This is a genomic window from Phyllobacterium sp. 01N428, assembly GCF_056399405.1.
Genome location: NZ_JBFTRH010000007.1, coordinates 177,798 through 190,604, shown reverse-complemented (window position 1 = coordinate 190,604; position 12,807 = coordinate 177,798). Strand labels below are relative to the sequence as shown.

General features: G+C 57.6%; 12 protein-coding genes. 9 read left to right on the top strand and 3 right to left on the bottom strand.

What is annotated here, in order from left to right:
* The first annotated feature begins 64 nt into the window (after positions 1-64).
* From pstB to arsC, 6 genes are all read left to right on the top strand, one after another.
* Positions 65-838 carry a phosphate ABC transporter ATP-binding protein PstB gene (gene pstB, locus AC1DNI_RS17885; RefSeq protein WP_027231566.1) on the top strand — a complete coding sequence of 258 codons (774 nt, stop codon included), beginning with the start codon at positions 65-67 and terminating at the stop codon, positions 836-838.
* A 22-nt stretch (positions 839-860) separates the two neighbouring features.
* Complete coding sequence (phoU, locus tag AC1DNI_RS17880) at positions 861-1,586, top strand: phosphate signaling complex protein PhoU (RefSeq protein WP_027231565.1); 726 nt, start codon at positions 861-863, stop codon at positions 1,584-1,586.
* Between the two features lie 18 nt (positions 1,587-1,604).
* Positions 1,605-2,291, top strand: a complete 687-nt coding sequence (phoB, locus tag AC1DNI_RS17875; protein ID WP_027231564.1) for a phosphate regulon transcriptional regulator PhoB — start codon at positions 1,605-1,607, stop codon at positions 2,289-2,291.
* 155 nt (positions 2,292-2,446) lie between these two features.
* On the top strand, positions 2,447-2,725 hold the full coding sequence (locus tag AC1DNI_RS17870; protein ID WP_477692808.1) for a metal/formaldehyde-sensitive transcriptional repressor: 279 nt from the start codon (positions 2,447-2,449) through the stop codon (positions 2,723-2,725).
* Positions 2,722-3,663: a CDF family Co(II)/Ni(II) efflux transporter DmeF gene (dmeF, locus tag AC1DNI_RS17865; protein ID WP_477692807.1), complete on the top strand. Its 942-nt coding sequence runs from the start codon at positions 2,722-2,724 to the stop codon at positions 3,661-3,663. Before AC1DNI_RS17870 ends, dmeF begins: the two co-directional genes overlap by 4 nt.
* A gap of 74 nt (positions 3,664-3,737) precedes the next feature.
* Entirely contained in the window at positions 3,738-4,160 is a 423-nt protein-coding gene (gene arsC, locus AC1DNI_RS17860; RefSeq protein WP_477692806.1) for an arsenate reductase (glutaredoxin), read from the top strand.
* Positions 4,161-4,169: 9 nt separating this feature from the next.
* On the opposite strand, the gene AC1DNI_RS17855 is transcribed toward arsC, so the two are convergent.
* Entirely contained in the window at positions 4,170-5,297 is a 1,128-nt protein-coding gene (locus AC1DNI_RS17855; protein WP_477692805.1) for an LCP family protein, read from the bottom strand.
* A 233-nt stretch (positions 5,298-5,530) separates the two neighbouring features.
* On the opposite strand from AC1DNI_RS17855, the gene AC1DNI_RS17850 reads away from it, so the two are divergent.
* Entirely contained in the window at positions 5,531-5,992 is a 462-nt protein-coding gene (locus AC1DNI_RS17850) for a nucleoside deaminase (protein WP_477692804.1), read from the top strand.
* A 126-nt stretch (positions 5,993-6,118) separates the two neighbouring features.
* Complete coding sequence (locus tag AC1DNI_RS17845; RefSeq protein ID WP_477692803.1) at positions 6,119-6,508, top strand: nuclear transport factor 2 family protein; 390 nt, start codon at positions 6,119-6,121, stop codon at positions 6,506-6,508.
* A 121-nt stretch (positions 6,509-6,629) separates the two neighbouring features.
* On the opposite strand, the gene AC1DNI_RS17840 is transcribed toward AC1DNI_RS17845, so the two are convergent.
* A complete protein-coding gene (locus AC1DNI_RS17840; RefSeq protein ID WP_477692802.1) occupies positions 6,630-10,427 on the bottom strand; it encodes a vitamin B12-dependent ribonucleotide reductase in 3,798 nt (1,265 codons plus the stop codon).
* Positions 10,428-11,038: 611 nt separating this feature from the next.
* A complete protein-coding gene (locus tag AC1DNI_RS17835; protein ID WP_477692801.1) occupies positions 11,039-11,494 on the bottom strand; it encodes an NUDIX hydrolase in 456 nt (151 codons plus the stop codon).
* Between the two features lie 271 nt (positions 11,495-11,765).
* Between AC1DNI_RS17835 and corA the strand changes: the two genes are divergently transcribed.
* A complete protein-coding gene (gene corA, locus AC1DNI_RS17830; RefSeq protein ID WP_091945747.1) occupies positions 11,766-12,806 on the top strand; it encodes a magnesium/cobalt transporter CorA in 1,041 nt (346 codons plus the stop codon).
* Position 12,807 lies beyond the last annotated feature (1 nt).

The following is a 12,807-nucleotide window of genomic DNA, read 5'->3' as shown; positions in this document are numbered from 1 at the left end:
GAGAGAGGACCTAGTTATGAACCTTATGACGGAACGAAATCTCGAAAAGGCGGTAAACGACAAGATGAGCGCCCAGCCCAACGCAATCAAAATGCAAGGCAAGGATGTCACCGTTCACTATGGCGACAAACAGGCCTTGTTCGGTGTCAGCCTCGACGTGCCGGAAAAGATGGTCACGGCGCTGATCGGCCCTTCAGGCTGCGGCAAGTCGACGTTCCTGCGCAGTCTCAATCGCATGAACGACACCATTGAAGGCTGCAAGATCGGCGGCAAGATCACGCTCGATGACGAGGATATCTACAATCCTAAGATCGACGTCGTCGAGCTGCGCGCCCGCGTGGGCATGGTGTTCCAGAAGCCCAACCCTTTTCCGAAGTCCATCTTCGAGAACGTCGCCTATGGTCCGCGCATTCACGGGCTCGCCAAGGGTCGCCACGAACTTGATGAAATCGTTGAGAAAAGCCTGCGCCGCGCCAGCCTTTTCGACGAGGTGAAGGATCGCCTGCATGAAGCTGGTACCGGTCTTTCCGGCGGCCAGCAGCAGCGGCTGTGCATTGCCCGCGCCATCGCCGTCAGTCCGGAAGTGATCCTCATGGACGAGCCGTGTTCGGCGCTTGATCCGATCGCCACCGCAAAGGTGGAGGAATTGATCGACGAATTGCGCGAAAACTACACCATCGTCATCGTCACCCACTCGATGCAACAGGCAGCGCGCGTTTCGCAGCGCACGGCCATGTTCCATCTCGGCAATCTTGTCGAGGTCGGCGATACGGAAATGATGTTCACAAGCCCCACCGAGAAGCGCACCCAGGACTATATCACCGGACGCTTCGGCTGACGCAGGAACGAGGACAAAGCACATGACCGAGTTGCAGCACACTGTGCGCTCTTACGATGACGAACTGAAGTTCCTGACGCACAAGATCGCCGAGATGGGCGGTCATGCCGAACGCATGGTCGAACAGGCGGTCGCCGCCATGGTCAATTCCGACAATGCGCTGGCGCAGCGCGTTATCTCGGACGATCTGATCCTCGACGCCGGTCAGCGCGAGATCGATGAAAAGGCCATCACCATCATCGGCAAGCGCCAGCCGATGGCGATCGACCTGCGTGAAGTCATCGGGACGATCCGTATTTCCTCCGATCTCGAGCGCATCGGCGATCTCGGCAAGAACATTGCCAAGCGCGTCGTTGCCGTGACCGATACCCGCCAGACGCTCTCGGTCTACCGGGGCTTGCAGACAATTGCCGAACTTGCCTTGACCCAGCTCAAGGACGTGCTCGACGCCTATGCGACGCGCTCGGTACAGCAGGTGAACATTGTGCGCGAACGCGACGACGAAATTGACGCGCTCTATACGTCGCTGTTCCGCGAATTGCTGACCTACATGATGGAAGATCCACGCAACATTTCAGCCTGCACGCATCTTTTGTTCTGCGCCAAGAATATCGAGCGCATCGGCGACCACGCCACCAATATTGCCGAGACGGTCTATTACATTGTTACCGGTTCGCAACTGCCGGCGGAACGTCCCAAGGAAGACCAGACGCATACTATTATTGTGGATGAAACGACCGAGTCCTAATTTAACTGAAGGCTTGATATGGCAATAGCTCCCAAAATCACCGTTGTGGAGGACGAGGAAGCCCTGAGCGTCCTCCTCCGTTACAATCTTGAAGCTGAAGGCTATGTTGTCGAGACGATCGCACGTGGCGACGAAGCGGAAATTGCGCTGCGCGAGAACGTTCCGGATCTTCTGATCCTCGACTGGATGCTGCCCGGCCTGTCGGGCATCGAACTCTGCCGCCGCCTGCGGGCGCGGCGCGAGACCGAAATCCTGCCAATCATCATGCTCACCGCCCGCGGCGAGGAGAGCGAACGCGTTCGCGGCCTTTCGACCGGTGCCGACGACTACATGGTCAAGCCCTTTTCGACGCCTGAACTATTGGCGCGCATCAAGTCCATGCTCCGCCGCGTCAATCCGAGCCTGCTTTCGCACGTGCTGAGCTTCGGCGATCTCAAGCTCGACCGCGAACAGCACCGCGTTTTCCGCAAGGAGCGCGAACTCAAACTTGGCCCGACGGAGTTCCGGCTGCTCGAATTCCTCATGCAATCACCCGGACGGGTCTTTTCGCGCGGCCAGCTGCTCGACAATGTCTGGGGTGCGGACATCTATGTCGATGATCGCACCGTTGACGTCCACGTCGGTCGCCTGCGCAAGGCGATCAATATCGGACGTTCGATAGATCCGATTCGCACGGTACGTGGCGCCGGCTATTCGTTCGGCTGATCCCTAATTATTCCGGTTCTGATAAGGGCGTCGCATCAGCGCTAGATGGCTGATGCGGCGCCTTTTGGTATTTTGTAGTCCGCCGACAATGCCTTGCTCAAAGTCTCCACAGTCTGGCTTGAAATTCACGCAAATATAGGGTAGGGGGCTATATTATGTCTCATACCACCAAGGAAAAATCAAAACTGATCGCAAGGATCCGTCGTCTCAAGGGGCAGATGGAGGCCGTCGAGCGGGCGCTCGAAGCGGAAATGCCGTGCGGCGACATTCTAAACCTGGTGGCGTCGGTGCGCGGCGCCGTAAACGGCCTGATGGGTGAACTCATCGAGGATCATATTCGCATGCACGTCGTCGATCCTGGAACCGAGACGGACAGCGAACGCGCCAAGGGCGCCGCGGATCTCATCGACGTTGTAAGGATGTACCTGAAATGAGCCACGATCACTCGATCCATTTGCCTCAAGGCACGCATGCTCATGTGTTTCTGGGTGACGATCACGAGCGCAACGAACGACGCACCTGGTTTGTGATCGCGCTGACCGCGACGATGATGGTTGCGGAGATCGTGGCGGGAACGGTTTTCGGTTCGATGGCGCTTGTCGCCGATGGCTGGCATATGTCGACACATGCTGCCGCGATGCTGATTGCGGCATTGGCCTATCTCTATGCAAGGAAGAATGCCAGCAATCCGCGTTTCACCTTTGGCACGGGAAAATTCGGCGATCTCGCAGGTTTTGCCAGCGCTGTGATCCTCGCGCTTATTGCACTGCTGATCGGCTGGGAGAGTTTCCTACGCCTTGCCAACCCGATCTCGATCAGTTTTCCGCAGGCGATCTCCGTTGCCGTGCTTGGCCTTGCCGTCAATCTCGTTTGTGCCTGGCTCTTGCGTGACGACCATAGCCATCATCATCACGGTCACCATGGCGATAATCATCATCACCACGGTCACGATCATAATTTGCGTGCCGCCTATCTGCACGTTCTTGCCGATGCGCTGACGTCCATCCTCGCCATCATCGCCCTTCTCGCCGGCAGCATTTACGGCTGGCTTTGGCTCGATCCGGCCATGGGAATTGTCGGTGCTCTTGTTATCGCCAGATGGTCATGGGGTCTCATCCGCGATGCGGGCGGCGTGTTGCTCGACTATGTCCCTCAGGGTGAAGACCTGCCTGATGAAATACGCGGCGCCATCGAAAAGGAGGGCGACGTGATTACCGACCTGCACGTCTGGCAGCTTGGCCCGGGGCATCACGGTGCCATTGTTTCGCTTTTGAGCGACGATCCGAAAGCGCCGTCGTCCTATCGTGCGAAACTCGCACATATCCATGAGTTGTCGCATGTGACCGTTGAGGTCGAGCCGAAGGCCGCCTAAATTTCGATTCGGGTGTGTCACACGCATTGAAGACGCCGCGTGCGACGAACGTTCGATAGCCAGGAGCCCAGGTGATGACCGTCACGATTTACCACAACCCGAAATGCGGTACCTCGCGTAATACCCTCGCCATGATCCGCAATGCTGGAATCGAGCCGGTTATCGTGGAATATCTCAAGACGCCGCCGAGCCGGGAAGCCCTGAAGGAAATGATCAGCCGAGCAGGCCTTAGCGTGCGCCAGGCCTTGCGCCAAAAAGGCACGCCCTATGTCGAGCTTGGCCTCGACGATGCTTCGCTGGACGACGATGCGCTTCTCGATGCGATGATGGCCAATCCGATCCTTATCGAACGTCCTTTCGTTGTGACCGAAAGAGGCGTGCGCCTCAGTCGCCCTTCAGAGGTTGTGCTTGAGATCCTGCCAGATGCGCAGAAGGGGCCATTTACCAAGGAAGATGGTGAGGTCGTAATAGACAGCTCGGGCAATCGCGTCCGCTGAGCCGCGATGTTATGGACGAGCAACGCCGTCGGCCTGCGAAATTTCGGCGCAGTGGTCGGCGCGGCTGGCGCCGCAGGGCTTGGTCGTGGAATCTTGCGGCTCGCCGAGCTTGGCCCGCGTGAACTCGGTATCCATCAGGGATTTGTCGGCGGCTATCGAGCGGAAAAGCCGCTTTGCAGGCTTCTCGACCCACTCGACCCGTCCGGGGGATGCGGTCGAGTAGTGCCATGGCATGGTGATGAAGTGAATATTTTCAGACGAAAGATGCTGGACGGCGAAGGCGAGTTCCCGCATTACGCCCGGACTGAAACCTGGGTCGGTGATGACGGATTTCGTCGCGGCATCCATGAAGCTGAAGAGCCGCACAGGGTTCGCCAGTTGCGCTCCGAGCAGTTTTTGGGCCATGGCACCAAAGAATTCATGCTGGCGATGAATGCGTCCGATATCGGTGCCGTCGCCTATGCTGTAGCGGGCGCGCACGTAGCCTAGCGCTTCTTCGCCATTAAGCGTCTGGCATCCCGCAGCGAGGTCCAGCCCGGCAAGCTTGTCGTGGATTGGTTCGGATATGCAATATTCGACGCCGCCAATGGCCTCCACAATCCGCCTGAAGCCGCTAAAATCGACCTTGATCACGTGATCGATCTTTATGCCCGTCAGTGTTTCGACGGTCTTCCAGGTACAACCGATGCCGCCGAACATGAAGGACGAGTTGATCATACCGAGGTGCGCCCGCTGGCCGGGCAGGCCCTCGCGGCCGGAGCAGGTCGGAAGGGGTACGAGCAGGTCGCGCGGGAAGCTCACGACATTCAACTCGCTGCGATCGGCCGAAAGATGCGCAAGCATAAGGACGTCGCTGCGCTCGCCGGGATTGGCGACGGAAGCGGTTTGCTGGTCCGAACCCACGATCAGTATGTTGAGCGCATCAGGCGATGCCTTGGCCGGTCGACGATTGCCGAGGTCGGCTTCAGCAACCTCGAAGTGCCGCAAATTGCTCGTGAATTTCCAATACATGCCGCAAATGGCAAGCAGGATTACCAGCATCAGGCAAGTGACGGAAGCGAGCAGCAAATGCAGCCGCCGGCGACGTTGAGGATCGCCCTCAGGCTTCGGCGCGCTGTTGATCAATCCCTCACTCACAAAATTCTCCAGTAGAACAAGCCAAGGTAATCATTATCCGGGCCAAGCCAACTAACATTTCCGTTTTAACGATGCCCATCGCACAAGCAACAACGCGAATGCCAGAGAATTCGAACAAGACATTTGCCATGCCCAGAGTGTGCTAACGCCGCAAGGAGATGGCCAAGCCGTTGCGACACACGGCAGAACGACTATGCTGAGAGGCGCGAATTGAAGGAAGGCGCTACCGCACTATGACGGACATCAATCGATTTCTCGAAGAAGCGATCGCACTAGCACCGGACAATATAAAAAGCGGCGGCCGTCCTTTCGGGGCCGTGGTCGTCAAGGACGGAAAGGTCATCGGGCGCGGCGTCAACCGGATTCAGGCCGACAACGATCCAACAGCGCATGCCGAGCTCCTGGCCCTGCGTGCTGCCGGGCTTGCATTGCAATCTCCACGTCTGGACGGCTGTTCGGTCTACGCAAGCGGCCAACCCTGTCCCATGTGCCTCGCAGCGATGCGCATGGCCGGCATTGGCGATATCAAGTTCGCTTATTCCAATGAACAGGCAGAACCTTTCGGCCTCTCTACGGCCGTCATAGCGAAAGAGTTGGCGAAACCAATCGACCAGCAAGCGGGGCTGTCATACACGCATTCGCCCGTGGGCGATGGTACGCTGTATCAAGTGTGGCAGGACAACCAAATGCGCTGATATCCGCGTCATTCTGCAATGGCTGCGGGTCTTGTCCTGAGAAGGCGAGCACCCGCGCAGCGACGGTAGCGGGAACTTGGGGCATCACTGAGCGTTTTCGATGATACACCATCGGAGGACGAGGCCATGACCGCTCGCAGGATGCCAACGAAGGACGACATCGTAGCTCTCGAAAAATCCTATTGGGATGCGATGAAGGCGAAAGATGGCGACCGCACCGCGGAACTGTCGGCGGATCCGGCACTTGTAACCGGCGCCCAAGGTGTGATGCGCATCGGCAAAAAGAAAATGGGCCAGATGACCGAGGACGGCAACTGGAGCCTGGAATCCTACGATTTCGCAGATGTCGAGGTTTCGACGCCGTCGCCTGATGTCGCGCTTATCGCCTACACGGTCGAGCAGAATGTAACGATGAATGGCAAATCGCAGAAAATGCGGGCCGCAGATAGCTCGGTTTGGATTCGCGGATCAAATGGTTGGGAGTGTCACGCGCACAGCGAGACGTTTCTGAAGTAGCACGAACCTGTTCACCTGAAAATTTTCATCTCCGGCCGTGAAAACGACCGGAGATGAATTTGTTTGTCCTGAACATTGTCCAGCTGATTGTGCGGGACAATGCGCGTTGCACTCGAACCTATCAGCTGCAGCCGCTGGTTGCGCCGCATGTGTCGCACTTCAGGCAGGTGCCGTTGCGCACCATCGTGAAGTTCGAGCACTCCGAGCAGTTGTCGCCGGTATAGCCCTGCATCATCGACTTGATGCGCCGGTCCGACATGATTTTCTTTGCTTCGGCCTTGGCTTCCTCGGCAGCAGCTTCTGCATCCTCGTTCTCGAAGAGCGCGCAAGCGGCGCTGGCCTCGGCCTCGCCCTTGGCGCGTTCTTCATAATCGCGCTTGAAGGCCGAGGATTCCTCGCTGACTGCGGCGATGGCCGGTTTGGCAGCGACGGCGACGGCGGAGCGGGCGGCAAGGGTCGTGACATTTGATGACGCAGCTGCCTTCAGAGCGCTTACCGCACCCTGACCCCCTGCATTGCTAAAACCCTTTGGGTCCGCCTTGCCCGGCGAAACTACTTTCAGCGAAGCGCCGCGCGTCAGGCCCTTCGATACCGGTTCCGCCTTGCCTTCGGAAATGCCACGCCCGAGCGAAGTGTTCGAGAAGTCAGACTGGTCGACATGGGCGAGGTCGTGACGGTCGAGATAGGAAACGGCAAGCTCGCGGAAGACGTAATCGAGGATTGATGTTGCGTTCTTGATCGCATCATTGCCCTGAACCATGCCAGCCGGCTCGAACTTGGTGAAAGTGAAGGCTTCCACATATTCCTCGAGCGGCACGCCATATTGCAGGCCGAGCGAGATGGCGATGGCGAAGTTGTTCATCATTGCACGGAAGGCGGCGCCTTCCTTGTGCATGTCGATGAAGATTTCGCCGAGACGGCCATCGTCGAATTCGCCGGTGCGCAGGTAGACCTTGTGGCCCCCGACGACTGCCTTCTGCGTGTAGCCCTTGCGCCGGTTGGGCAGCTTCTCGCGGTCATGGATATACTTCTCGACGATGCGCTCGACGATCTTTTCGGTAACCTGCACGGCGCGTGCCGCGGTTGGTGCCTCGATCAGCGCCTCGACTGCATCGTCCTCATCCTCGTCCTCATCGGCGATAAGCGAGGAATTGAGCGGCTGCGAAAGCTTGGAACCGTCGCGATAGAGTGCGTTTGCCTTGAGCGCCAGCTTCCACGAGAGCATGTAAGCGGACTTGCAATCGTCGACCGTTGCTTCATTCGGCATGTTGATCGTCTTCGAGATCGCGCCGGAAATGAACGGCTGGGCGGCGGCCATCATGCGAATATGGCTGTCGACCGAGAGGAAACGCTTGCCGACCTTGCCGCAGGGATTGGCGCAATCGAACACCGGATAGTGCTCTTCCTTCAGGAAGGGGGCGCCTTCGAGTGTCATTGCACCGCAGACGTGGATATTGGCGGCTTCGATTTCCTTCTTCGAGAAGCCGAGAGTCGGCAGCATCTCAAAGGAAATATCGTTGAGCTGCTCGTCGGTAAAACCGAGAGCGTTCCTGGCAAAATCTTCACCGAGCGTCCACTTGTTGAAAGCGAACTTGATGTCGAAGGCCGACTTCAGCGCAGTGTTCAACGTGGCGATGATCTCGTCGGTAAATCCCTTCGCCTTCAGCGAGCCGGGATTGATGCCGGGCGCTTGGTTGAGATTGCCATGACCAACGGCATAGGCCTCGATCTCGGCAATCTGGCTTTCCGTATAGCCGAGCGTGCGCAGGGCTTCCGGTACGGCGCGGTTGATGATCTTGAAGTAGCCGCCACCGGCAAGCTTCTTGAATTTCACCAGGGCGAAATCGGGTTCGATACCGGTGGTGTCGCAATCCATGACAAGGCCGATCGTGCCGGTCGGTGCGATGACGGTTGCCTGGGCGTTGCGATAGCCATGCTTCTCGCCGAGCGCCAAGGCCTGGTCCCAGGCGGATTTCGCGTGGGCAATCAGGTCCTGGTCAGGGCAATCGGTGGCGATCAGGGCGACCGGGTTTACCGAAAGCGCCTCGTAGCCTTGGGTTTCGCCATGGGCAGCGCGGCGATGGTTGCGAATGACGCGCAGCATGTTGGCGGCATTCGGCGCATAGCCGGGGAAAGTGCCGAGTTCCTTCGCCATTTCGGCGGAGGTCGCATAGGCAACGCCGGTCATGATCGCGGTGAGGGCACCGCCGATGGCGCGGCCTTCAGCGCTGTCATAAGGAATGCCGGAGGTCATCAGCAGACCGCCGATATTGGCATAGCCAAGACCGAGCGTGCGGTATTCGTAAGAGAGCCGTGCGATCTCCTTCGAAGGGAATTGCGCCATCATCACCGAGATTTCGAGGACAATGGTCCACAGACGGGCCGTATGCTCGTAGCCGACGACGTCGAACTTTCCGTCCTTGCCGCGATAGGTGAGGAGGTTGATCGAGGCGAGGTTGCAGGCCGTATCGTCAAGGAACATATATTCCGAGCACGGATTTGACGCGCGGATCGGCCCTGCGGCGGGGCAGGTATGCCAATCATTCATGGTCGTGTTGAAATGCAGGCCCGGATCAGCCGAGGCCCATGCGGCATAGCCGATCTTCTCCCAGAGGTCGCGGGCTTTCAGCGTCTTCATCACCTTGCCGTCCTTGCGGGCGGTCAGGTTCCAGTTGCCATCGCCTTCGACTGCGCGCAGGAACTCATCCTTCAGCGAAACCGAATTGTTGGAGTTCTGGCCGGCAACGGTGAGATAGGCTTCTGAATCCCAATCCGTATCGTAGGTCTTGAAGTCGATGTCCGTATAACCCTGCCGGGCAAACTGAATGACCCGCTGGATATAGTTTTCCGGAACCTGGTTCTTCTTCGCGGCCTTGATCTCGCGCTTCAGCGCCGGATTCTTGGTCGGGTCGTAGCAATCGCCATTGTCGGCCTCGCAATTGACGCAGGCCTTCATGATCGCGGTCAGGTGCTGGCGAACGATCTTCGAGCCGGTTACAAGCGCGGCAACCTTCTGCTCTTCCTTGACCTTCCAGTCGATATATTCCTCGATATCCGGATGATCGACGTCGACGACAACCATCTTCGCGGCGCGGCGCGTCGTGCCACCCGACTTGATCGCGCCGGCAGCGCGATCGCCGATTTTCAGGAACGACATCAGGCCGGATGAGCGGCCGCCGCCCGAAAGCTTTTCGCCTTCGCCGCGCAGATAGGAGAAGTTCGAGCCGGTTCCCGAGCCATATTTGAACAGGCGCGCCTCGCGCACCCACAGATCCATGATGCCGCCTTCATTGACGAGATCGTCGGCAACAGACTGGATGAAGCAGGCATGGGGTTGCGGATGCTCGTAGGCGGACTTTGATTTTGTCAGCTTGCCGGTTTCGGGATCGACATAATAGTGACCCTGGCCGGGACCATCGATGCCATAGGCCCAATGCAGGCCGGTGTTGAACCATTGCGGCGAATTCGGCGCGACGCGCTGGGTTGCGAGCATGTAGGCAAGTTCGTCGCGGAAGGCGAGGGCATCTTCCTCACTGTCGAAGTACTTGCCCTTCCAGCCCCAATAGGTCCAAGTGCCGGCAAGGCGGTCGAAGACCTGGCGTGCGTCCATTTCCGAACCATAGCGCGCATCTGCCGGCAATGCCGCGAGCGCCTCTTCGTCGGCGACCGAGCGCCAGAGCCATGACGGAACGTTGTTCTCTTCGATTTTCTTCAGCTTGGCCGGAACGCCGGCCTTGCGGAAATATTTCTGCGCCAGAATATCGGCAGCCACCTGACTGAACTGGGCCGGAACGTCGATATTCTCAAGACGGAACACGACGGATCCATCAGGATTTTTGATCTCGCTCGTCGCTACACGAAATTCGATGTCCGCATAGGCTGACTGATTGTCTTTGGTAAAACGCCGTTCTATCCGCATCTCTCTCGTCCTTGTCTCTATATATAGTGTCCATCGGGCTCCCTGTGAAGAGACGCGCAGCTATGGACACATGTCCGCCCTATCCGGCTCCAGCGGTCTGGAGCCAGCCGAATTTCCTCGACCCGTCATCGGCGCGGTCGCCCGCATGATTTCCGGGCCTGGCGGCCCATTTTTTGACGCCTGTCGTGTGATTCATCTTTTATGATGTGTTCACACTATCTGGTATTCACTCTACCCTGTAAACACTAAATATAGTGTTAAATTGCCGTTTACCCAAGAAATATCTGCCAGCAGATGCAAAGAAGTTGTCCGTCCGGGCATAGCTTCGCCGATGCCTTGGCACAACAGGCCAAGCTGCGGAAAAACCTGCATAAACTGGTAAGAAGACCGGTAACAGACACGCCGGCCACGCCACGAACGCAACGCCGTCGATCATAAAAAATGACTCGGGCGTGAGCGTCAAGGCATAGTTTTTTACATATTTGTGACCGCAATATCTTGTGTGTCACATATGTGGATAACGGGGAGAACCTTGCGGAAAAAACGCCTGTGGATAGGCGTCGCGAAAACGACGACGATCTTTAAGTCAGCGGAAATCAGCGAGCTTGAAACTAGTGAAGGTCCAGGATTGCAGGATCGAAGCTGGCGATGAGCTCGCGCAATTCCGGCTCGTCGACGCATTCTGCTGCTGCGGCCACGCTCATCCATTCGATGCGGCGCTGACCGCGTTCCGGCCAGTTCTTTTCCTGCCGGGAAAAATGCATCGGAAAAACGTCGACAATGAAGTCGCCATTCTCGCCGTCGCACATGTCGCTCTTTTTGTAGGTGTAGGTGCCGATGGAGAAGGGCGCGACATCGCCGCGTGCGCCCGCTTCTTCGTAGGCTTCGGTGCGTGCGGACTGAGCGAAAGTCTTGCGTACCTGCGGCCAGCCCTTGGGCAACACCCAACGGCCGGTACCCCGGCTCGTAACCAGCAAGATTTCGGTCTTGCTCTTCTTCGTACGATAGACAAGCGCCGCCACCTGGCGAATTTTGCCGTTTGGCAATTCAATTCGCTTGTCGGTCACGATCTCATCCAAGTAGGTTACGTTCAATGGTCCGCTCGTACTTTAGTCTTACTATTTTCTACTAATGTGGACCGATTCTCCGAATTCACAAGGGTTTCGGCCCAACTACAGGTTGCTTATACGCCACTTGTGACGATTTTTTGAACAGCAGTGCAAAAATCTCACGATCCATCATTCTTAATTGCAGGGCAAACCAACCACACGACCAAGTGATAACTGGAAAGGGATCGCTACACGCGATAATCTGTCGTTCAACGCGATCGGAGGTGCAATGGTTTCCCAACATTCGTCTTTCGATGACGATTTACCTCATTCGCACACTTCGACCGCGGACACCGGCCGTTCGAGCGTCATTGCCTCGTGTGTTTACGCCAACGGCAAGCGTATTGCCGATATTCCGATCGATGAGGCGGGCAACTGGTCCAAGAAAGACGGACACGTGGTTTGGATCGGGCTGCTCGAGCCCGACGGCGAACTCCTGCACCGGGTACAGAACCAGTTTGGCCTGCATAGCCTTGCGATCGAGGATGCGGAGCACGCGCACCAGCGGCCGAAGCTCGAGCAATATGGCGATGCGATTTTCGTGGTGGCGCGCACAGCACAACTCATCGACAACCGGGTGGCTTTCGGCGAGACCCATGTCTTTGTCGGCAAGGGTTATCTCGTCAGCGTCCGTCACGGACCTTCAACATCCTATACGGCCGTCCGCCAACATTGGGAAACATCGCCCTATGCCCTGGCCAAGGGCGAAGACTTCATCCTCTACGCCATTCTCGATTTCATCGTGGACAATTACATGCCGGTGCTCGAGTCGATCCATGACGAGGTTGAGTCGATCGAAGACCGCGTCCTGACCAAGCCTATGACAAGCAGCGATCTCGAGCGGCTCTACATGCTTCGGCGCGATCTTTTGCGCCTGCGCAACGCCATTGGTCCGCTGGTCGATGTATGCGGGCGGCTCAGCAATACGGACCTGCCGCAGATACAGACTGCGATGCAGCCCCTGTTTCGCGATGTGACAGACCATGTGCGCACGGTGCAGGAGAAAATCGACGGTTTGCGCGAGGTTCTCGCCTTCGCCTTCGAGGCGAGCCTGCTGGTCGGCCAAAGCCAGGAGACGATTATTTCCAAGCGGCTTGCCGCTTGGGCGGCAATCCTCGCAGTGCCGACGGCAATTGCCGGGATCTACGGCATGAACTTCAAATACATGCCCGAACTCGACTCGCCCAACGGCTATTACTGGATCATGGCACTGATGCTGTGCGTGTGCCTGATTCTCTTCTGGCGGTTCCGCAAGAGCGGCTGGCTCTAGC